Source organism: Bacillus sp. JCM 19034 (assembly GCF_001310635.1).
In the GTDB taxonomy this organism is placed as follows: domain Bacteria; phylum Bacillota; class Bacilli; order Bacillales; family Bacillaceae_D; genus Halalkalibacter.
The window spans coordinates 121,048-142,693 of record NZ_BAXR01000003.1; the positions used below are offsets into that span (position 1 = coordinate 121,048).

The 21,646-nt window shown below is 35.7% G+C and carries 21 protein-coding genes and 5 pseudogenes; 25 read left to right on the forward strand and 1 reads right to left on the reverse strand.

Annotation, left to right across the window (positions count from 1 at the left end):
* Positions 1-24 precede the first annotated feature (24 nt).
* The 20 genes and pseudogenes from JCM19034_RS22955 (at position 25) to JCM19034_RS06880 (ending at position 15,858) form a co-directional block, all read left to right on the forward strand.
* A complete protein-coding gene (locus JCM19034_RS22955; RefSeq protein ID WP_231686848.1) occupies positions 25-219 on the forward strand; it encodes a hypothetical protein in 195 nt (64 codons plus the stop codon).
* Positions 216-1,232, forward strand: a pseudogene (locus tag JCM19034_RS06810) (amidase); the annotation flags it as partial. The gene JCM19034_RS22955 and the pseudogene JCM19034_RS06810, both read left to right, overlap by 4 nt.
* Positions 1,213-2,061 (forward strand): fumarylacetoacetate hydrolase family protein, encoded by an 849-nt coding sequence (locus JCM19034_RS06815; RefSeq protein ID WP_062048365.1) that lies wholly within the window; start codon positions 1,213-1,215, stop codon positions 2,059-2,061. The pseudogene JCM19034_RS06810 and the gene JCM19034_RS06815, both read left to right, overlap by 20 nt.
* Positions 2,062-2,077: 16 nt before the next feature.
* Positions 2,078-2,200, forward strand: a complete 123-nt coding sequence (locus tag JCM19034_RS23990; RefSeq protein WP_269431670.1) for a hypothetical protein — start codon at positions 2,078-2,080, stop codon at positions 2,198-2,200.
* A gap of 35 nt (positions 2,201-2,235) precedes the next feature.
* A complete protein-coding gene (gene ggt / locus JCM19034_RS06820) occupies positions 2,236-3,708 on the forward strand; it encodes a gamma-glutamyltransferase (RefSeq protein ID WP_231686849.1) in 1,473 nt (490 codons plus the stop codon).
* 603 nt (positions 3,709-4,311) lie between these two features.
* Positions 4,312-4,980, forward strand: a complete 669-nt coding sequence (locus tag JCM19034_RS06825; protein WP_062048372.1) for a response regulator transcription factor — start codon at positions 4,312-4,314, stop codon at positions 4,978-4,980.
* Between the two features lies 1 nt (position 4,981).
* Positions 4,982-5,971, forward strand: coding sequence for a histidine kinase dimerization/phospho-acceptor domain-containing protein (locus tag JCM19034_RS06830; RefSeq protein ID WP_062048374.1), 990 nt, complete (start codon positions 4,982-4,984; stop codon positions 5,969-5,971).
* Between the two features lie 11 nt (positions 5,972-5,982).
* Entirely contained in the window at positions 5,983-6,357 is a 375-nt protein-coding gene (locus JCM19034_RS06835; RefSeq protein ID WP_062048376.1) for a cell wall metabolism sensor histidine kinase WalK, read from the forward strand.
* A 213-nt stretch (positions 6,358-6,570) separates the two neighbouring features.
* Positions 6,571-6,732, forward strand: coding sequence for a hypothetical protein (locus JCM19034_RS21635; protein WP_156323907.1), 162 nt, complete (start codon positions 6,571-6,573; stop codon positions 6,730-6,732).
* A gap of 16 nt (positions 6,733-6,748) precedes the next feature.
* A pseudogene (locus JCM19034_RS06840) lies at positions 6,749-7,428 on the forward strand (zinc metallopeptidase).
* 153 nt (positions 7,429-7,581) lie between these two features.
* Entirely contained in the window at positions 7,582-8,040 is a 459-nt protein-coding gene (locus tag JCM19034_RS06845) for a DUF5392 family protein (RefSeq protein WP_062048378.1), read from the forward strand.
* 910 nt (positions 8,041-8,950) lie between these two features.
* The gene (locus JCM19034_RS06850; RefSeq protein WP_062048380.1) at positions 8,951-10,219 is read left to right on the forward strand and encodes an extracellular solute-binding protein; all 1,269 of its coding nucleotides are present in this window, start codon (positions 8,951-8,953) and stop codon (positions 10,217-10,219) included.
* A gap of 114 nt (positions 10,220-10,333) precedes the next feature.
* On the forward strand, positions 10,334-11,215 hold the full coding sequence (locus JCM19034_RS06855) for a carbohydrate ABC transporter permease (RefSeq protein WP_062048382.1): 882 nt from the start codon (positions 10,334-10,336) through the stop codon (positions 11,213-11,215).
* Positions 11,216-11,261: 46 nt separating this feature from the next.
* Entirely contained in the window at positions 11,262-12,107 is an 846-nt protein-coding gene (locus JCM19034_RS06860) for a carbohydrate ABC transporter permease (RefSeq protein WP_082393822.1), read from the forward strand.
* Positions 12,108-12,190: 83 nt separating this feature from the next.
* Positions 12,191-12,625, forward strand: coding sequence for a hypothetical protein (locus tag JCM19034_RS06865; RefSeq protein ID WP_231686850.1), 435 nt, complete (start codon positions 12,191-12,193; stop codon positions 12,623-12,625).
* Positions 12,626-12,712: 87 nt separating this feature from the next.
* Positions 12,713-14,196 (forward strand): annotated as a pseudogene (locus tag JCM19034_RS06870) (alpha-N-arabinofuranosidase).
* 42 nt (positions 14,197-14,238) lie between these two features.
* Entirely contained in the window at positions 14,239-14,463 is a 225-nt protein-coding gene (locus tag JCM19034_RS24665) for a DUF6171 family protein (RefSeq protein ID WP_370621848.1), read from the forward strand.
* A gap of 220 nt (positions 14,464-14,683) precedes the next feature.
* On the forward strand, positions 14,684-15,091 hold the full coding sequence (sufU, locus tag JCM19034_RS06875) for a Fe-S cluster assembly sulfur transfer protein SufU (RefSeq protein WP_062048387.1): 408 nt from the start codon (positions 14,684-14,686) through the stop codon (positions 15,089-15,091).
* 15 nt (positions 15,092-15,106) lie between these two features.
* Positions 15,107-15,223, forward strand: a complete 117-nt coding sequence (locus tag JCM19034_RS22960; protein WP_231686851.1) for a CobW-like GTP-binding protein — start codon at positions 15,107-15,109, stop codon at positions 15,221-15,223.
* Entirely contained in the window at positions 15,169-15,858 is a 690-nt protein-coding gene (locus JCM19034_RS06880) for a GTP-binding protein (protein ID WP_231686871.1), read from the forward strand. Before JCM19034_RS22960 ends, JCM19034_RS06880 begins: the two co-directional genes overlap by 55 nt.
* Positions 15,859-16,277: 419 nt before the next feature.
* On the opposite strand, the gene JCM19034_RS06885 is transcribed toward JCM19034_RS06880, so the two are convergent.
* Positions 16,278-17,456: a GTP-binding protein gene (locus JCM19034_RS06885; RefSeq protein ID WP_062048391.1), complete on the reverse strand. Its 1,179-nt coding sequence runs from the start codon at positions 17,454-17,456 to the stop codon at positions 16,278-16,280.
* A gap of 152 nt (positions 17,457-17,608) precedes the next feature.
* Here JCM19034_RS06885 and JCM19034_RS06890 point away from each other — a divergent pair.
* From JCM19034_RS06890 to JCM19034_RS24675, 5 genes and pseudogenes are all read left to right on the forward strand, one after another.
* Positions 17,609-18,807 (forward strand): annotated as a pseudogene (locus tag JCM19034_RS06890) (GTP-binding protein).
* A gap of 15 nt (positions 18,808-18,822) precedes the next feature.
* Positions 18,823-19,365 (forward strand): dCTP deaminase, encoded by a 543-nt coding sequence (gene dcd, locus JCM19034_RS06895; RefSeq protein WP_062048393.1) that lies wholly within the window; start codon positions 18,823-18,825, stop codon positions 19,363-19,365.
* A 229-nt stretch (positions 19,366-19,594) separates the two neighbouring features.
* Entirely contained in the window at positions 19,595-19,972 is a 378-nt protein-coding gene (locus JCM19034_RS06900; protein ID WP_062048396.1) for a hypothetical protein, read from the forward strand.
* Positions 19,930-20,685 (forward strand): annotated as a pseudogene (locus JCM19034_RS24670) (cache domain-containing protein); the annotation flags it as partial. The gene JCM19034_RS06900 and the pseudogene JCM19034_RS24670, both read left to right, overlap by 43 nt.
* Positions 20,686-21,561, forward strand: a complete 876-nt coding sequence (locus JCM19034_RS24675) for a methyl-accepting chemotaxis protein (RefSeq protein WP_370621849.1) — start codon at positions 20,686-20,688, stop codon at positions 21,559-21,561.
* Positions 21,562-21,646 lie beyond the last annotated feature (85 nt).

Sequence of the window (21,646 nt, forward strand, 5' to 3'; positions counted from 1 at the left end):
AGTTGATAATTAAGGAGGAAAGCAATGGATAAATGGAATGCGTTTAGACAAGATCAGTTAAACATAGTTGAAACAGATCGAGGGTTATTTAAGGGAAAATCATTTGCAGTAAAGGATGTTTTTGCTGTGAAAGGGCTTATTGCTGGAGCTGGTAACCTGATTGGGAGAAGACTCATACAGCAGCGAGGGATCATGCAGTCGTCGTCAAAAGGTTATTAGATGAAGGAGCCGTTTTAGAAGGCACCACTCATACAGATGAGCTGATGTTTAGTTTAAATGGTGAAAATGTTCATTATGGAACACCGGTTAATCCAACAGATATTACACGAATACCTGGCGGTTCATCTAGTGGTTCAGCAGTAGCGGTTGCCTCAGGTGCAGTTGATTTCGCACTTGGTACAGACACAGGTGGATCTGTTCGAATTCCCGCAAGCTATTGTGGTGTCTATGGGTTTAGACCTACGCATGGAGCAGTTTCAATAAATGGAGTGATTCCGCTTGCGAGGCGATTCGATACGGTAGGATGGATGACAAGAGAGATTGATCTACTTATTGAAATAGGCTCACATTTAATTGAACAAAGCAAAGAAAAACACTCAATTGAAAGAATGATTGTACCAGAGGATATACTAGAGCTTTGCAGCAACGAGTGCCAACAGGCATTTGCCAAACAAATTGAAAAAGTAAAAGCGTTTGTGAAAAACATCGAATCTCGTCGGATTGGGTCAGACGGAATAGAGCATTGGTTACATACTTTTCGAACATTGCAAGGTTATGAAGTATGGCAAGAGCATGGACGATGGATCGAGGAGAATCAGCCGAGCTTTGGGAAAGATATTGACCAACGATTTAAGTGGTCAAGTACGATTACTAAGGCTGAATATGAACAAGCGAAATTGGAGCAGGAAACTTGCAAAGATCAGTTATTACAGCTAGTAGATAATGATTGTTTTATTATAATGCCGACATCACCTTCTATCGCACCACCGTTACATGCAAATGGAGAGCAGTTAGAGAAACAGCGTAAACGTACATTACTAATGACGTGTATTAGTGGAATAACAGGTGCTCCACAAGTGTCTTTGCCTTATATGCAAGTTAATGGTCTTCCTGTAGGATTGTCGTTAATTGGGGCACCGAAGCAAGATTTAGTAATGCTTGATTGGGTGAGACAATTTGAAAGAGAAGAAAAGAAACTGGAGGAATCTACAATTGAAATTAGCCACTATTAATTATCACCAGAAGGAACAGGCAGCAATCGTAACAAATGAGGGATATCTATTAATTGAAACAATCAATAAATTAGAAGAGAAACAATGGCCAACAACTGTTTTTGAATTGATTATAGATCAAACGATAAAAGAGGTAACCGAATGGTATGAGCATAGTAAGCAAATAGCAAGCTATGAGAAGGTAGAGTTTAAAGAAACACAGCTAGCACCACTTTACCGACAGCCGCGAAAAATTTGGGGAATAGGGATGAATTACTTGGATGGGAAGCCTGATCACGTTACAGCTTATACTGACCCAGTAAGCTTCATGAAACCAGATACTAGTATAATCGGAATGAATGATACAATTCACATTCCTAAAGGATCGACCAATACAACAGCTGAGGCAGAGCTAGCGATTATCATCGGAGAGCGTTGCAAAGACATAAATGAAGATGATGCACAGAAATACATTGTTGGGTATACGTCTGCTCTTGATATGACTGAGGCAGATATCCATGCTGAAAATCACCGTTATTTAACACGTGCCAAAAGCTTTGATACGTTTTTAAGTTTTGGACCTTATTTACTAATAAATGAAGCAGAGGAATTGTCAGAATTAACAATATCTACTGTGTTGAACAATCATGTCCAGTTTGAAAATAGTGTAGAGCATATGCGCTATCATCCTCATTATATCGTTGCGTTTCATTCAAAAGTGATGACACTTTTACCAGGAGACGTCATATTAACAGGGACACCAGGGGCTGTCGTAATAAGAGACGGTGATGTCGTCGAGGCACATGTTACTGGGAATCAGACTTTAGTTAATGTAACTAAGCAACAATAGGGAGGAGGCATAGAGTATGAAGACGTACCGGCCAACAACGATGGCATCTAATGTGATGGTTTCAAGTCCACATTATCTTGCTTCACAAGCAGGAGTTTCTGTCTTACATGATGGAGCAATGCCCTTGAAGCAGCAATAGCTGTAGCCTCAACTTTAGCCGTTGTCTATCCTCATATGAATGGAATAGGTGGTGATGGCTTTTGGCTTATTCATGATGCAAAGCATAAACGAATTAGTGGTCTTAATGCAAGTGGGAGAGCCGGCGAGCGGGCGTCTATCTCCTTTTATCGAGATCAAGGTTATACGAAAGTGCCGACGAGAGGATATTTAGCAGCAAATACAGTTCCGGGTGTTGTTGATGGATGGGAAAAAATCTATCACTATTCACAAAGGTATTTGTCTGGTACGTTCGCGTGGTCTACTTTACTAAAATCAGCAATTACTTATGCAAAAGACGGATTTCCGGTTACACCGAGCCAATATCATTGGACCGTTAATAATATTTATAACGATCAAACGAATTTACAAAACTATGAAGAATTTAAAAGGATCTTTTTAAATAACAATAATCAGCCTTTTCAGTATGGTGAATTAATGACAATACGTGATTTGGCTTGTACGTTAGAAGAAATTGCTGAAAAGGGTGCTCGTTCCTTTTATGAAGGAGTTATAACAAAAGCGATTATTGATGACCTAAAGAATAATGGGGGTCTTTTGACAGTGGATGATTTCTCTACTCATCAATCGGAGTGGATGGAGCCTCTTTCTGTTCCGTATCGTGATTATACTGCGTATAATCTTCCACCTAATACTCAAGGAATGACATCATTGGCCATCTTAAACATGTTAAATCAGTTTGACCTTCATCACATTGAAGAAGGTTCTGCAGATTATCTTCATGTTATAGTTGAAGCGACAAAACTTGCTTTTCGTGATCGTGATCAATGGTTAACCGATCCTCTTTTTTCTGATATACCTATTAAAGACTTGCTTTCTGTTAATAGAGCACAAGAGTTAGCGAAGCAAATTCAAATGGACACTTCATTTAATTATGAAAAACTTCTCGATCCAAAAGGAGATACAGTTTGGTTTGGTGTCGTTGATCAAGCAGGCAATGCTGTTTCTTGCATTCAAAGTATTTACCATGATTTTGGTTCTGGTATTATTTCAAAAGGAACAGGGGTGCTTTTGCAAAATCGCGGTAGCTTCTTTTCACTAGAACCGGAGCATGTCAACAAACTAGAGCCTCGTAAACGTACGTTACATACACTAAATCCGGCTATCATTGTTGATGAAACAGGACCAGTTCTTATATATGGTACGATGGGTGGCGAAGGACAGCCACAAACTCAAGCGGCACTTGTAACTAGAATGATTGATTACGGTATGACGCCTCAAGAAGCAATTGAAGCACCAAGGTGGTTATACGGTCGGACGTGGGGAACAGAATCAAATAACATTAAGATTGAGTCGCGTTTTTCAAAGCAAGTTATCAATGAATTGAAACGACGAGGTCATCCAACGGAAATCGTTGCCCCTTTTACCGACATTATGGGGCATGCTGGAGCGATTTTAATCGATAGGGAAACTGGAATGAAACATGGGGGAGCCGATCCGAGAGGGGATGGAATGGCAATAGGTTTTTAGAAGAATAACTAACAATATAAAATCATAATTCATCTTTTGTACATTCACAATATACTTTTTGAAAATAAAGTAGTTGTAATTATGAATATTATTGATATGAATAATAACAGATGATGTTGTGATAATAGTTGATACGTTGCTATGGGTGGGCCGATTCCTGCAGGAGGAAAGGGTAGGTTGAAATCCACCGGCGTGCCAGTTAGTTCAACTCCCTCCTGAAGAAAGCGTGCCCCTCATCCTCAAAAGCGGGTTCGAAGTGCTGTATCGTGACAAATCTCTTTTTAAAAAACTTGTTGACCGTCTCGCTTTTGCGAGACTTTGTCGACAGACTGACCTAGTCCTCTTATTAGAGACTAGGTTTTTTGTTTAAAAACCCAACTATAATCATTATAATCTCATCGTTTACGAACTCTATCCAACACGTCTGAATATTGCTACTAACTCTTTACGTGGAATACTTTTTTGTGAATCAGAATCTGACGAATATACGTTTTTCGCTATACATTCTCTAAATGCTGAGATGAGTGTGAATTCATAATCAGTTCATATTACTGTGCTATTCTTGTATATAATTAATTTATATTGTAAGAAAGTTGGGATGAAATGAATCGAATATTAGTTGTTGATGATGATCCGCATATTCGGAAATTAATTCGGCTATATTTAGAAAATAGTCAGTTCGAAGTTATTGAAGCTGTTGATGGTAAGGAAGCATTGGAAATTATTTCAGGTGAGCAAGTAGATCTAGCAATTGTTGATGTAATGATGCCGAATAAGGATGGGATTGAGTTAACGGAGGATATACGCTCCTATTTAGATATTCCGATATTAATGGTGACAGCTAAAAGTGAATCCAAAGATAAAGTCAAAGCTTTTCGTGCTGGAACGGATGATTATGTCGTAAAACCATTTGATCCACTTGAATTACTTTTAAGAGTTCAAGCACTATTAAAAAGGTATAATATCGCAACAGAGAACCAAGTTACAATTGGTTCGACTACTATAAATTTAGAAAAACATATTGTTTGCTCAGATGAACATTCAATTTTACTAAAGAAGAAAGAATGTGAATTGTTATTTGTACTAGCAAGTATTCCAGGGAAAATTTTTACTAGAGCACAGTTGATTGAAAAAATATGGGGATTTGATTATGAAGGAGACGAACGAACGGTTGATGTACATATTAAACGTCTTAGAGAGAATGTCAATGTGTTTCCTGACTTAGCAATTACAACAGTAAGAGGCCTCGGGTACCGGCTAGAGGAGGTGTAAGGTGTTAAATAAAAGCTTGTATGTTCGTATTGTTTTAATCTTTATTGGGATTGTTACGATAAGCCTTGTGAGTGCCTTCTTCCTCTCTTCCGTTTTTTTTCATCGCGAAGTGATCTTTGATGGTGAAATAGATAATATAACTAAAGGTGTAGCAGAAATAATCGAACTAACAGAAGTTGATACGATTCCACAATTGATGGATACAATTGATTCGTATTTATTTAAAACTGTAATCGTGAACGAACAAGGTGATGTGTATGAAAAAAATGGGGAGATAAGCAATCTGCTTTCTACTGATTTGATTAGTCAAGTAATGTATTTGGATAAAGGGGAATCGTATATATTGCCTTATGAAGGAAGAGAAGCAATTCGCATTGTAGGATTACCTGTTTTGATAATGGACGAAAGGCATGCTCTTTTCGTTTATATTAATTATGAAAATGAATTGAATAGCATTAAAAAAGTTGTTTTCTTCTCATTATGCCTTGTAATGTTAATTGGAAGCATTCTCATTTTATTAGCATCGCGGTATTTGGTGAATCCGATTAAACAACTAACAAAAGCTGCGAAAGAGATGGCTAAGGGGAATTTTTCAGTTAGAATTAAAGATAAACGTAAAGATGAAGTTGGAGAATTAATAACTAGTTTTAACCATATGGCTTCGGAAATGGAGAAGATTGATGACATGCGTGAAGATTTTGTTAGTAGTGTTTCACATGAAATTCAATCACCTATTACATCGATTAGGGGTTTTACAAAGGCTATTAAAGATGAAGTTGTTCCAAAGCAACATCAAAAAGAATATTTAGATATTATTTATCAAGAAACAGGACGTTTATCACGCCTAAGCGAAAACTTGTTAAGACTAGCCTCACTCGATTCCGAGCAACACCCTTATCATCCTGAAACTTATCGGTTAGGTGAACAGATTAGACGAATTGTTGTCGCGACAGAGCCTTATGGAAAGAAAAAAATATTCACATATCTTTAGAATTAGAAGAAATGAATATACATGCGGATCAAGATTTAATGGAGCAAGTTTGGCTAAATTTAATTACAAATGCGATTAAGTACACTTCTTCCAAAGGCCAAGTTACGATTGGAATGAAACTAGAAATAACAGATATTGTTGTACGAATTCAAGATACTGGAAAAGGGATACCAGAAGGTGCGATACCGAAATTGTTTGACCGCTTTTATAAAGTTGACAAAGCTAGAAGCAGTTCAACAAACGGGAGTGGTCTAGGTTTATCAATTGCAAAGCGCATCCTCGACATCCATCATTTCCCAATTGAGATCATTAGTGAGCAGGGAATAGGATCGATCTTTATTGTTCGAATACCAAATCGTAATAATACGCTCGAGGGTTTGTCTTAAATCAATTAGAGAAAAACGAAAGATGTAAAATGATTCAAAGCTTGTCTAAAAGGTTCCACTTTCAGACAAGCATATACTACCATTAAGCTTGAGCACGAGATTGTTAAGCGATCCAACATTTTTCATACTTTTACTAATGTCAGTTCATCTTCAGTTCATATTCTGCATTTATAATAAGTACAGAGATTTATCCTACTTGGAGTTGATGATAAGATGAAAAATGGAATTGTTGGCAATAATGATTATAAATACTCGTTGGAACAATTTGTTGATGCAATTGTACCGAAACCAGTTAAACAAATCGTAAGGGAATTAAGAGAGCGAGGAATTGAAGCTGAATGCTGTAAAAGGAAGTCATTCGGTTCCATGAGATAATAAAGGAGTGAGATTTATGTTTTTTCATCCGATGGACTTTTTAATATTTGCAGCTTTAGGGTTAGCGTTATGGGCACAAGCAAAAGTGAAAGGAACCTTTGTAAAATGGTCAAATGTGACGGCCTCATCTCGTTTAACAGGGGCAGAGGTAGCACGGATAATATTAGAAAAGGAAGATCTCTCTCATGTTAAGGTTGAACGTTCACGTAACGGTGCTCTTTCTGACCATTATGATCCTACGGCTAAAACCGTTCGATTATCTGCACCAGTTTATGAAGGGAATTCAATATCATCGTTAGCAGTTGCTGCTCATGAAGTAGGGCATGCGATTCAAGATGATACACGATTTGGAATGCTTGTGTTACGTCACCGGCTATTTCCAGTAGCTCATTTTGGTTCACAGTTAGCACCATTATTGTTTATAGGAGGTTTTTTACTTAATTTAACCAATTTAATAGGAATTGGAATTGCATTGTTTGCTGGTGCTGTTCTTTTCCAAGTTGTTACGTTACCGGTTGAATTCAATGCAAGTCATCGTGCAAAAGGAAGCTCATTGAGTTTGGGTTTATTTCGAATCGTGAAGAAAAAGGGGTTGGAAATGTACTAAACGCAGCAGCTTTGACTTATGTTGCCAGCACGTTAATGGCGATTTTACAATTAATCAAATTTATTATGATTTTTCGAAATAGAAGATAACATTATTCTTATTATAAATGAAGGGACATCATATATGAAAACCGGGACTTCCATCATTTGAGGAACTCAAGACTTTTAGTTTGGCCATGTCCAATAACACACTAGGTGCTCATGCCACTTTTAATATGAAAAAGTAATCAAGAGGTGAAAAAGATGCTGTCTTTCAAAGTAAACGAAAAATACTCAACCTATATTTCAAAAGAACTGGTTAAAATACAAAGTGAAGTTAAACCATTTATTCGAAAAAGCAGTATTTATACTTTTATATCCATTCCACTCATTACTTTTTCGACACTTTACTTAGGGATAATCTTCTTTCAATTGGGGATTAGACAGGAATTGTTACTCGTCGTTTTACTAGCGGCGATAGCGGGATCATTAGGCTTAGCTTTGTTTAAAGAATCAATGCATATAAATAAAGAAACGGTGAGCAAAAGCATAGAGTATATGTCAAATAGAATTTTGAAAAGCTCTCTTATTTCGGAATCGTCGAAAGATCGTTACTTAGATCAATTACATTCCGACCCAGTTAGAGGACTCAATACCTTTTGTCAATTTTTAGAACAAGAAGAACGAGTAAAAAAAATGGAGGAGAGTAAAATTGGTAAATAATAATGTGCTTTCTTTACTAGTTAAACGTGATCATGGATAAAAGGGATAGGAGTTTATGAACTCCACCTTTTTTATTTTCAATTGCTTCTGTTCAATAATCCCCATAGTTTTAAAGGTAATACTCCTATATAAGACTTCCTCTCATATGGATCATCACTATTTAGAGAAAATTTATATAATTAATGAAATAAAGTGTTAAGGAAAACAAAATATTGATTAACACACGTAACTGGAAATTATGTTAAGTTAAATTGATTAATTATTCACTTGAGTAATTAGCTACGATAAAAATTAGAATAAAAGATAGTAAGTTGTCTACTTACAGTATACATAAATTTAATAATATGGAGATTAATTCTTATAATATAATTAATATTTATTATATAAGTAATATAATAGTTAAATAAACTCAATGGATTATATAAATATGTTTATTAAATAATTATATGATACATTTAAATTATTATGTGAAACTTTTTATTGAAATAAGTTAATGAGAATGACACAATTGCTTAGTATAATAGTTATTAAAGCGTTAAAAATGCAAAATCTTATCAGTAACTATAATGTTAATGAACTGTACGTATCTATTTAATGTAAATAAAAACATTAACTATAATAATAACATTAATAATTAATAAAAATGATGAGAAAATTGTTGCTAATCACAATAGAGTTATAATATAATAACTTACAACAGCTCATAAGTACAAATTATTATATAAGCGTTTGCATTTTAGGGCATGTTCGTACAAAAGACATGTTGTAATTTGTACTATTTGAAGAAGTGAAGGTGGTCATTTTTTATTCAAACGTATGAAAACGGCGCCATTGAACAAAATAATGACCAACAAGCTATTCAATTATATGAGTAAGTTAAGAAGTTAGTTATTTTAAAGGGGGAGAAACAATGAATAAGCAACTCACTTTTTTATTAGGAATTTCGTTTCTAGTTGTTGTATTAGCTGCTTGTGGCGGTGGCCAAAATAAAATTGATTTTTGGACACCATTAACAGGTGAAGATGGTGCGAATATGGACGCGATTGTACAAGCGTTTAATGAAACTGAGCCGGAAATTGAAATCAATCATGTTGTAACATCGGATTTGTATACTAACTTATACACGGTATTGAATTCTGGAAGTGGGATTCCGGATTTAACATTAATTCACGCAGATCGTGTACCGAACTTCGTTAAACAAGATTTACTTGAGACAATGGATGAGGTTATGGCATTACAGCCTGAATTAAAAGAAGAAAATTATATTGAAGAAGCTTGGACATCAGGAGTTGTTGACGGAACCGTTTATACGATTCCTTTGGATATTCATGGTAGTGCCATGTATTATAATAGAGAACTTTTACAAAAGTATGGTGTAGAGCATTGGTTAGATGATGACGTTGTCACTTTTGATGAAATGCTTGAATTGCAAGGGCAATTAGATGAAGGGCAATACGTATTAAATGATGCATTAATTGGTTGGGTTATTATGGCACAACTTCAAAACTTAGGTGGCGATGTTGAAGATGAGAATGGCAATCCTGCCGTAAATACTCCTGAAATGAAGCAAGCAATTGAAGCGATTAAAGAGTTAGCTGATAAAGGATTAATGACACCATATGGTGAGGATGGCTATTTATTGTTCCAATCAGGGGATGTAATCTTCTCAACAGACGGAACTTGGAGTTCGCTTGGGCATGGAATGGTTGAAGATTTAGATTTCGGAGTAACAAACATTTATGCATTTGAACCAGATGTGTTCCATAACAGAGCGTCTTCTCACTTATTTTCGATGTTAAAGAGTGACGAGCGTACAGAAGAAGAAGTAGCCGTTATTGCTGATTTCCTAGAATTTGTCCGTGAAAATTCAATGGAGTGGGCTGAAGCTGGTCAAATTGTAGCAAGTGTTGATGTTATTGAAAGTCCAGAGTATGAGAATTATATGCAACACTTCTTTACGAAAAATGAGAAACAAGAAAACTCATTATATATTTATACGTATGAGCACTACCCATATGTAGCAGAAGCAGTGGACACGTATGCACCTGACTTAATTCATGGACAAATGGATATTGATGAAGGTCTTGCTGAAATGCAGTCATTTGTTGTTGATCGTGTTGAGCAAGGAACGTTAGATTTAGAAACTGTAATAGAAGAATTAGAGGAAGAAGAAGAATAGATGTACTGCAAGTAATGTGCCATTTATTTTGAATGGCACATTACATTTAAACAAAGGAGAGTCTGTCCAAAAGACACTCCATTTGTTTTCTTACACAAAGGAGGTTGTATAACGGTGGAAAAAAAGATCAATTGGGCTCCGTTGGTTTTTATAGGTCCTCATTTAATATTATTTGTCGTCTTTATTTTAATACCGTCTATTTATGGGATCTACGCATCTTTTACAAGATGGAATATGGTAGCAGATCCTGTTTGGGTTGGTTTAGACAATTATCGGACGATTCTCTTTAATGAGGAGTCTACATTTAACCGTCAATTTTTTAATGGGATGAAAAATACGTTTATTTTTGTCTTCTTTAGCGTTCCATTTATGATTATTATTCCATTATTAATAGCTGCTTCTTTGGAACATAAAGAAGTGAAAATGAAAAATATCTTTCAAACATTTATCTTTTTACCAGGACTTATCTCGATTTCTGCAGCTACTCTAATTTGGGGTCTAATTTTTAATAGACAATTAGGGATTGTTAATAATCTTTTTGGATCTGATATTGTCTGGACATCAACGCAGCCATATGCTTGGATCACGATCGTTGTCATAACGGTTTGGGCTGGTATTGGTGGAAATATGATTATTTATCGTGCTTCTATAAGTGGAGTATCCGAGGAGTTATACGAATCGGCAGAGATCGATGGTGCAGGACCTGTTCGGAAATTTTTTAGTATTACGTTACCGTCTATACAATTCCCGCTTATTTATACACTAATAATGACAACCGCTGGTGCGTTTAATGTATTTGCACAACCATTAATGATGACAGAAGGTGGACCACGTCAAACGACTACTGTTTTAATGATGTACATTCGTGATTTGGCGTTTAGTCATGGTGAATCTATTGCCGGTATGGCTTCGGCGATGGCAGTATTGTTAGGATTGGTCATTTTAGTTATCTCTGCAATTCAATATTATTTAATGAACCGCCATTCCACTTCTTAAGTGTTGTGTAGATTGTATTTTGATTAAGAAAGGTAGGGATAACCAAATGTTCAAAAATCTTAAACTCTCAAAATATTTAGCGTATTTTTTTCTCATATTAGTAAGTGCAATATGGCTCTTACCTGTTTTGTACGGGTTTACGACATCATTTCGTTCTCAAACAGAAGTTGTTAGTACGGGATTTCGCTTGTTGCCGGTAAACTGGATCGTAGATAACTATGTTGCAATATTGGAAAATACATCAACAGCTCCAATTTTGCAGTGGATCTGGAACTCAATTTTTATTGCGACAACACATACGCTTTTAGTTGTTATCGTCATTGCAATTACAGGCTACGGATATACTCGTATGAATTTTAAAGGTCGAGATATCTTATTTTTTACATTGTTAGCTATTTCCTTTTTCCCGAATGTTGTTAACATTATTCCATCCTATATGATTATTGACATACTTGGCTGGGTAAATACACCGTGGGCAATGATTGTTCCAGGTGTAGCAGGAATGGCAAATATCTTCCTGGTTAGACAGTTTATGAAGGGGATACCGAAAGAATTAGATGAGTCAGCTCGTGTCGATGGGGCTAGTGATTTTAGAATCTTTATTAGTATAATCGTTCCACTCATTAAGCCAATTTTGATTGTATGTGGTTTATTTTCCTTTGTCGGTTCATGGAACGATTTCCTCTGGCCAGTTATCGTTTACACTGATGTACAGAAAATGCCAGTAACGGCAGGTTTATTATTACTACAAGATGTTTATGGTAACTATCGAATGATTGGACAATTAATGGGTTCAGCCATTTTAGCGATCATTCCAACACTGTTGCTCTTCTTCTTTGCTCAAAAATATTTTGTTCAAGCAATAAAATTAAATGCAGGTTTAAAAGGCTAAAACTGCTCTCAGATATAATTGTGCTAAAATATAATAACAACTTGTTGTGGTAGCTTTATATTTAGTAAAAAGGATTGATGATAATGAGTGCTAACATGAAAATTAGCAGAAAGCTTGAACGAACATTTATGATCATAGGGGCAGCATGGAATTTAGTTATATCATTAGTAACGATGTTTCAGTACTATACATGGTTTCAACATGAAGGAGCTTTGAGGCTAGAAGAAACAGATATCAATACGATGATCGCTGGTTCTCAAATGGTGAATAATGTTTTGCAGGTTATCCTTATCTATTCTTTATTTATCTTTGTTGGAGCTATTGTGAACTTTCTAATAGCCGTAAAAGTCCAGGATGACGAGATTCAATATAAAGTACTTATATGGATCGGGGTTTGGTCTGCTATCATGTTAGCAATGATGGATATCGTCGGATTTGCTTTATACTCCATTGCGTTTGTTATGTATTTGGCAAAAAATAAAGCTATAAAATTAAAAAATGGTGAATCAACAGCTTAATTTTAAATAATCTGTTCATACTTGTTTAAAAGAACTTTCTAATTTAAACTGATGATGTACGTACGAATCTTTTTAGGAGGAGAGAGAATGTCAAATAAGGTAATTATTAATACAGATGTGAAAAAAGGAACAATTAACAAAAATATTTATGGCCATTTTGCTGAGCATCTTGGCAGATGTATTTATGAAGGCTTTTGGGTCGGTGAAGATTCAAACATTGAAAATACGAATGGGATACGTAATGATGTCGTTGAGGCATTGAAAAAGATTAATATTCCTGTCCTGCGCTGGCTGGTGGTTGCTTTGCTGATGAATACCATTGGAAAGATGGTATTGGTCCACGTGAAGATCGTAAACGCATGGTCAACACGCATTGGGGTGGTGTAGTCGAAAATAATCATTTTGGGACACATGAATTTATGATGCTTTGCGATATGTTAGGAGCAGAGCCATATATTTGCGGAAATGTCGGAAGTGGCACAGTACAAGAAATGTCCGAATGGGTTGAATACATGACGTTTGACGGTGAATCTCCTATGTCAAATTGGCGTAAGGAAAATGGCCGTGAAGAAGCTTGGAAGTTAAAATATTTTGGCGTTGGAAATGAAAATTGGGGCTGCGGTGGTAACATGCGTCCAGAGTTCTACGCTGATTTATATCGACAATTTCAAACGTATGTACGTAATTACGGCGATAATAAGATTTATAAAATTGCTGGTGGTGCGAATGTCGACGATTATCGCTGGACTGAAGTGTTAATGCGTGAAGCAGGACATTTAATGGATGGATTAAGTTTGCATTATTATGTTCATCCGCACGGATTTTGGAATAAAGGGTCAGCACTTGATGCTAGAGAAGAAGAATGGTTTATTACAATGAAGAAAGCTCTTCATATGGACGAATTAATTACAAAGCATTCAACAATAATGGATAAATATGATCCACAAAAACGCGTTGGGATGATTATCGATGAGTGGGGAACATGGTTTGATGTTGAGCCAGGTACAAACCCAGGGTTCCTATATCAACAAAATACAATTCGTGATGCACTTGTTGCTGGTTTACATTTTAACATTTTCCATGAACATAATGACCGCGTCCAAATGGCAAACATCGCGCAAACGGTTAATGTTTTACAAGCAATGGTGTTAACTGAAGGAGAAAAAATGATTTTAACACCAACGTATCACGTATTTGAAATGTATAAAGTCCATCAAGATGCTCAAAAGCTTGATCTTCATGTTGAAACAGATACGTATCGCCTAAATGACGAAGATCTCCCTTCTGTAAGCGCTACAGCTTCGAAGGATGCCGATGGAAACATTCATATAAGTTTTTGTAATCTTAATCCAAATGATGACAAAAACGTAACTGTTGAGCTTCGTGGTCTTTCTGACGATGTAAATATTGAAGGACGTGTATTGACAGCTGATGAAAGAAATGCTCATAACACGTTTGACAACCCAGAAAATGTAAAACCAGTTGCATTTAATGGTTATTCGTTAGAGGGTGAGCAATTAACGGTTTCATTACCAAATATGTCTGTTGCTGTATTAACTCTTAGTGTATAAATTGTGAGTGAAGAGCGAGTTAGAGGTTGTAAAAGCTGTCAAATGCAAATTGATAAAAATGAACCATTTGATTTTGAGACAAGTACCGATGCTAAGTTAGTATCAAAAAAAATATATGAAGAACGACTTTTACATTGTAAAAGCTGTACTTCTCTTCTTTATAAAAGTACTTGCCAATATTCAGGAGAGCTTATTACGTATCGAGCCCGTTTTTCGGATAAACAGTGTCCTTATCCACATAATCCGAAATGGAACAAGGTTAATTAAATGTCTTAACGATAGAAGCCTAATGAAGGAGTTACTCTCTTTTCATTAGGCTTTCTTTTGTTTTGAAAGTTGCTTTCGTTAAGAGAGATCAATGAGCAAATCTTTGCACCGGCATAATTTTGTATTTTTGAAAATTAACTTGTTAAAAGGTCATGTATTCTATAAAATATTTAATAAATCGTAATTATTACGTTTTACCCCTAGGAGAGGAGAGATTTGAATGTTAAATGATTTGTATAGGGCAGTTGTAATGGAACATGCGAAGAATAAGAGGAATTATGGTCGCCTGGTAGGGGGAAAGGTTAAATCGATCTATTATAAAAATCCAACATGTGGAGACTTGATCACACTCTATATACAGATTGATCAAGAACGGATTGAAGAGGTTTCATTTGAAGGGGTAGGTTGTAGTATTAGCATGGCCTCCTCATCGATGATGACCGAAATGATAAAAGGAAAACGTATCAATGAAGTGATCGTACAAATGAACGAATTTGAAGCTTTAGAGGATGAATCAATCGATTTAGGGGATGCACAGTCGTTAGAGGGCGTTCATAAGCTCCGTGCACGCCACAATTGTGCGTTGATGAGCTGGCAAGCTTTAGAGAGGATACTATCGCAGGAATAGGGAGATTAGGTGTCTATGAATAGAAAAACAGAAATAATCATATTAGCTGTTTTTTTGGGGAGCGGAAAAAGTACGTTATTAAAAAATTATTACGAAAAGAAAAGAATAACGATAGGCGAGCTGCAATTATGATGAATGAGGTTGGCCAAATTAGCGTTAACTCGGCAATCGTTCCAACTATCACGCCTCTAATTGAACTATTGGATGGCTGTATTTTCTGTTCAATTCAAGGAGAATTAAGTGTACAACTAAAAAGCTTACTAGAACAAAATAATCTAGATGTTATTTATATAGAAGCAACAGGACTAGCCCATCCTCTAGAAATTATTCATGAGTTAGCTGAATTAAGTTATGTCAAAGCTGTTATTACAGTTGTTCACGTAAAGCAATGGTTAAAGCAGAATATGTCTATTAAGCTAAGAAAATTAATGAAGGAGCAACTTCGATTTGCTGATGTTATTGTTATAAATCAGATCGATCATTTTGATGCAACAAAATACGGTGAAGTGGAGTTGAGCATTAGGTCTCTAAACAATAAGGCAAAAATAATGATATCAAAATTCGCTAGTATCAATTCCTCATTTCAGGAATTGTTTAGTAGAAAAGTTGACTTATCCAGTAATAGAAAAGAGTTTGATGCTGATATACACGATCAATTGCATGAGCATACATTAACGCTCCCATTTACAAAAGCAGTAAATCGTATACGTTTCACAAAATGGATAAAGCAACATGAAACTTTCTATATCGTGCAAAAGGCTTTGTAAAATTGGAGGAAACCCAGGCTCTATTTATTTAATCTTTCATATCGTGAAGTTATGTTTGAACGATTACGAGGCTCTAAAGAGTATAGTCCAATTCTTATACTAATAGGCGAAAAATTGAATCGTACAATAATTGAACATGAATTACAAGAATTATATGTCCACTAGCTAAAGTGAGGATGCACCTGCATTTTAATCAATTTATCCAAAAGAATATAAGACAATTCACATTACGTTCCACATTAAACTTATGTGGAACGTAAATTTTTGTCTTAAAAAGGTGGTAGTGCATGATTGAATTGAAGGTAGGTGTATGGTGTTCTAGTTTAATTGAAGAAGAGCGGTGGCTTTCTACGCTGTTTCACACTTTTAACAGAGCACCCACTATCATATAAGCAGAAATCCTTGTAACGGCTTCTTTCTTATTCAACAAAATCAGGCAATGGGTCGTGAAAACTTGACCAATCTTGTTTCATTTCTTCGTCTGTTAATGTACATAAATCGAGTGACTGTCTAATCTCCTCATGGTTCATATCAATACCTATTAAAACGAGCTCAGTAAGGCGATCCCCATAGACAGGATCCCATTTTTGTTGTAACTCAGGCTCTTCAGCTAATGTTTTCTTCATTTCTTCTTCACTATATGCCGCTACCCATTCTCCAGCACCTTGTAAAGTGACTGTTGAGCCTGTTTGTGAAATAAGGCCAACCATAGAGTTTCTAGTAGCAATCCATATAAAACCTTTAGCACGTACGACATCAACTGGCCAATCTTCAAGCCATGACATAAGACGCTTTGGATGAAAAGGCCGGCGTTTCCGGTAAACAAATGAAGATATTCCATACTCTTCTGTTTCAGGGGTATGTTCTTCATTTAATTCTTTTATCCAGCCAGCCCCTTGACTGGCTTTTTCGAAGTTAAATAGACCTGTGTGTAATATTTCAGTTAAGTCTACTTGTGAATAAGAGGTAGGAATAATGGTAGCATCAGGATTTAGTTTTTTCATGAAATCAATGATTTCACTTTTATCAATTTCACTAAGTGAATCCGTTTTATTAACGACAATGACATTAGCAAATTCGATTTGATCGATTAATAAATCAGAAATGTCGCGAACATCGTTTTCATCTGTACCGAGTTTACGATCTAAAAGTGTTTCTCCTGATGCGTAATCTTCCCAAAATTGAGTAGCATTTATAACTGTTACCATTGTATCTAATTGACACTTATTCGTTAAATCTATCCCCACCTCTTCGTCAATATACGTAAATGTTTGTGCAACTGGAATTGGTTCACTAATACCAGATGACTCGATCACAATATAATCAATTCCGCCTTCAGCAATTAGACGTTCGACTTCCTGCATTAAATCTTCACGTAACGTACAGCAAATACAACCATTTTGTAACTCCACTAATTTTTCTTCTGTTCTCGAAATACTTTGCTGTTTCACTAGTGCTCCATCAATGTTAATTTCACTCATATCATTAACAATAACAGCTACCCTTAAGCCTTGGCGGTTTTGGAGTATGTGGGTAAGTAATGTCGTCTTACCAGCACCTAAATATCCGCTCAAAACGGTAACGGGGATTTTTTTCATATGTTCCACTCCTAAATAGTAATTATTACGATTTAAATTGTAGACCTAAACTAACTTAATGTAAATAGAAAAGAAAAAAGTTTTGACATTCGTAAAAAGAATATAGTATTGTTATGTAAATAGTAATTATTACGATTTTCGTGGAGGTTAATATGAATACGAAAATTCCTGTTACAGTCCTAAGTGGTTATCTAGGTTCAGGTAAGACAACTTTATTAAATCATTTGTTAAAAAATCGTGATGGATTGAAAATTGCAGTGATTGTAAATGACATGAGTGAAGTAAATATTGATGCTGATTTAGTTCGACAAGGTGGGGGATTTCACGTACAGATGAAAAGCTAGTAGAAATGTCAAATGGATGTATTTGCTGTACATTACGAGAGGATCTATTAGTTGAAGTAGAGCGACTTGCAAAAGCAGGTGATATTGATTATATAGTCATTGAATCAACTGGAATTAGTGAACCGACTCCTGTTGCTCAAACCTTTTCATACATAGATGAAGAATTAAATATCGATTTAACGTCGTATTGCCGTTTGGATACGATGGTAACGGTAGTGGATGCCAATCGATTTTGGCATGATCTCCGTTCAGGAGATCGTTTATTAGACCGAAAAGAAGCGGTCGGTGAAGCTGATACGCGTGAAATTGCTGATCTATTAATTGAACAGATTGAATTTTGTGACGTACTTATTTTAAATAAATGTGACTTAGTTAGTGAGGAACAATTGGAAAAGCTTGAGTTTGTCTTGCGAACATTGCAACCAAAGGCGAAGATTATTCGCTCTGTTAATGCAGAAGTTAATCCGGAAGTATTACTTAATACTCATTTATTTAATTTTCAAGAAGCAAGTCAATCAGCTGGCTGGATTCGTGAGTTAACACAGGGACATCAGCAACATACTCCTGAAACAGAAGAGTACGGTATTTCATCGTTTGTTTATCGGAGTAGGTTGCCATTTCACTCAGTGCGTTTTAAAAATTATATGGAACAACTACCAGAAAATATTGTGCGTGCGAAAGGGATTGCTTGGTGTGCTACTCAAAATGATCTAGCGTTGCTCGTCTCACAAGCAGGACCTGCACTTTCAATTGAACCTGTTTCATTTTGGGTGGCAAGTTTACCGAAAGCGGAAAGAGAGCAACTATTGTTAGACAATCCACAGATTCTTGAAGAATGGGATCAAACGTATGGGGATCGTCATACAAAACTTGTGTTTATTGGAACGGAATTAGATCCAAAGGAAATTATAGAACAACTGAATCAATGTTTGCTATCAGATTCAGAGTTAACATTTAATTGGAAAACGATGGACGACCCATTTGAGTGGGATGTGCATCGAGCATAATAAGGAGAATAGAAATTGATAATATCAGGAAAAACCATTTTAGAGAAGTGGCAGAAACATGATTTAAAAATTTCACCGTTTGATCCAACGTTACAACTACAGCCTGCTTCTGTCGATTTAAGACTAGGTAATGACTTCAAAATAGTAAACGATCAAAAAGTTGATAAGCTATATATGGATAAACAGGCTGATTATAAATCGGTTGAAGTTGTTCAAAACAAGATTACGATTCCCCCGCAAACATTTATGCTTGCAACGACGTGTGAAACAATACAATTACCGAGCAATCTAACGGCCTTTGTTGAGGGACGAAGTTCGGTTGGTAGGCTCGGTCTATTTATTCAAAATGCAGGGTGGGTTGATCCGGGCTTTTGTGGGCAAATAACGTTAGAGCTCTACAATTCCAACCAAGTCCCAATTGAAGTGGAAGTGGGGAGGCGAATCTGCCAATTAGTCATTGCAAAGCTTGATAAGGAAGCAGACGAATACAAGGGGAAATATGTGAAACAAGTAGGAGCAACAGTTAGTCAGATTTATTTGGATCAGGATAAGGGATAAGAACTGTATATAAACACAGATCGTAGTATTCGGGTTGTCCACATAGGATAACCCGTTTTGTCATTTGTTTAGAGATAGATACAAGAGTAAATTTTTAGAATAATTAAATTTTTGGATATAACACCTTTTTATGTGCAAAAACTATGGAAATATACTATACTTCTATATGAAATATGAACTATAAATTTATTCATTTCATCAAGTGAAAAAGGAAATATGGAGGAGATTTTTGTCAATTAAAGTAAAGCTAGTAGTCTTATTTACCTCTTTGATAATGTTTATAGCTGTTGGTTTAGGAGGTCTTTCCATTTGGAATAGTTCTAATACAATTGAACTAGAAGCTGAGAGTAATATTACGAGTATTGCGTATGAAAGTGCAAAATTAATCGACGCAACGATTAAGCAGGAAACAAGCTTTTTATCAGCTATAGCCGAAAACTCCGTTATAACCGATGAAGAAAACAGACAAGCGTATTTTAATGAATTAGCTAAAAAATACAATTATGTTGATTTCTCTTTTGTTCGTTCCTCTGGACAGGTAGAATCATTGACAACAAATAGTGTATGGTCAAATGTAAGTGGGGAAGGTTTTTTGAAAGATCTTTAGCTGGTGAACCTTCTGTTTCAAATGTTTTTTTAGCATCTGAAAATCAAGAACCTCTTATTTCATACGCCGTTCCCATTTACGAGGGTACACAGATCGAAGGTGTTTTAATTGGGTCAAAAAGTGCACGACATTTATCAGATATAGTTGATGCAATTGATTTTGGAAACTATCAATCTTCAAGAGGTTTTGTTGCTAATCGTGATGGTACATATCAAGCTCATCATGAGTATATGTTAGTTGAATGGCAGTTAAATTTAATTGAAATGGCTAATATGAGAGAGCTAGTTGAGCAAGGGTTAGTTCCGGAAGAAGATGCTGATTTTTCGATCGAACCTCTAGGTCAATTATTCGCAGAAAAAATTAGTCAAGGGGAAGTTGGCATTGGGGAGCATTCTTTTGACGGAATTCGTACATTGGTAGGCTATGCACCTATTTCAGGAACAGATTGGGTCATAGTTATTGAGGTTGATGATAATGAAATTTTCCAATCGTTAAACGATCTTGTTGTCTTACTTATTCTATTAATTGTCGTTTTTGTAGTCATTGGTGTAGTAGGTACATATTGGGTAAGTCATTCATTGAGTAAGCCTATCAAGGCGGTTACAGGAGAATTAAATAAGCTAGCTAATTACGACTTGAAACTTTCTGATGCACTAACTAACTATGGAAAACGTAAAGACGAAATTGGCCATATGATTTTTGCGTTGGGAAAAATGCAGGCGAATTTTGTTGATTTAATCAAAGCGTCTAGAAAACTATCTGGTAAAGTATTAAAAGCATCCGATTTATTAACTGAAAGAAGTCAACAAACGGAACGTGCATCTAGTGAGGTATCTCAAGCTATAGATGGTATAGCATCTGGTGCTGTTGAACAGGCTGAAGATACCGAAAAGGGAGCAAACGAAATTCAATTATTGAGCGAGCATATGAATGATAATGTAAAACAATTAACGGTTTTAACGAATGCAATTAATAAAGTTACGACATTAAAAGATGATGGTGAGAATCAATTAACTGAATTGATGGAAAAGACAAAAGTCAATTCTCAATCTATTCAGGATATTAAAGGAATCATAGTAAATACTGATGAAAGTGCAGAAAAAATTGAGGCAGCTAGTCATATGATTCGTAGCATTTCCGAACAAACCAATTTGTTAGCTTTAAATGCGGCAATTGAAGCTGCACGTGCTGGTGAAGCTGGAAAAGGGTTTGCTGTAGTTGCTGATGAAGTACGTAAGCTTGCCGAACAATCAAATACATTTACGGAAGAGATTGTTCAAATTATTCAAGAATTAATAAGTAAAACGGAGCATGCTGTTTCAACGGTAAGTCAAGTAGAAGAGCATTCTGTTATTCAAGAACAGAGTTTAAGTAAAACAAGGTATCAATTTACTGAAATGGCAAAAGTGATTGAAAATATGCAAAAATCGGCAAATAAAATTACAAAATCTAGCGACGATATGCAATTAAAGAAGGAAGAGCTAGTTGGCTTATCGGTAATTTATCAGCTATTTCAGAAGAAAATGCAGCAACGACAGAAGAAGCTACCGCTTCAGTTGATGAACAAGCATCATCTATTCGTGAGATAGCTCGAGCTAGCGAAGAATTAGCTCAATTATCTATGGAAATGGCAAAAAATATTGAACAATTTAAATTATAATCCGTAGTGAAGAC

Excerpts from the sequence above, each read along its gene's own strand:
- JCM19034_RS22955 (WP_231686848.1), top strand. The coding sequence starts at position 25 with ATGGATAAATGGAATGCGTTTAGACAAGATCAGTTAAACATAGTTGAA.
- JCM19034_RS23990 (WP_269431670.1), top strand. The coding sequence starts at position 2,078 with ATGAAGACGTACCGGCCAACAACGATGGCATCTAATGTGATGGTTTCA.
- ggt (WP_231686849.1), top strand. The coding sequence starts at position 2,236 with ATGAATGGAATAGGTGGTGATGGCTTTTGGCTTATTCATGATGCAAAG.
- JCM19034_RS06825 (WP_062048372.1), top strand. The coding sequence starts at position 4,312 with ATGAATCGAATATTAGTTGTTGATGATGATCCGCATATTCGGAAATTA.
- JCM19034_RS06835 (WP_062048376.1), top strand. The coding sequence starts at position 5,983 with ATGAATATACATGCGGATCAAGATTTAATGGAGCAAGTTTGGCTAAAT.
- JCM19034_RS21635 (WP_156323907.1), top strand. The coding sequence starts at position 6,571 with ATGAAAAATGGAATTGTTGGCAATAATGATTATAAATACTCGTTGGAA.
- JCM19034_RS06845 (WP_062048378.1), top strand. The coding sequence starts at position 7,582 with ATGCTGTCTTTCAAAGTAAACGAAAAATACTCAACCTATATTTCAAAA.
- JCM19034_RS06850 (WP_062048380.1), top strand. The coding sequence starts at position 8,951 with ATGAATAAGCAACTCACTTTTTTATTAGGAATTTCGTTTCTAGTTGTT.
- JCM19034_RS06860 (WP_082393822.1), top strand. The coding sequence starts at position 11,262 with ATGTTCAAAAATCTTAAACTCTCAAAATATTTAGCGTATTTTTTTCTC.
- JCM19034_RS06865 (WP_231686850.1), top strand. The coding sequence starts at position 12,191 with ATGAGTGCTAACATGAAAATTAGCAGAAAGCTTGAACGAACATTTATG.
- JCM19034_RS24665 (WP_370621848.1), top strand. The coding sequence starts at position 14,239 with ATGCAAATTGATAAAAATGAACCATTTGATTTTGAGACAAGTACCGAT.
- sufU (WP_062048387.1), top strand. The coding sequence starts at position 14,684 with ATGTTAAATGATTTGTATAGGGCAGTTGTAATGGAACATGCGAAGAAT.
- JCM19034_RS22960 (WP_231686851.1), top strand. The coding sequence starts at position 15,107 with ATGAATAGAAAAACAGAAATAATCATATTAGCTGTTTTTTTGGGGAGC.
- JCM19034_RS06885 (WP_062048391.1), bottom strand. The coding sequence starts at position 17,456 with ATGAAAAAAATCCCCGTTACCGTTTTGAGCGGATATTTAGGTGCTGGT.
- JCM19034_RS24675 (WP_370621849.1), top strand. The coding sequence starts at position 20,686 with ATGCAGGCGAATTTTGTTGATTTAATCAAAGCGTCTAGAAAACTATCT.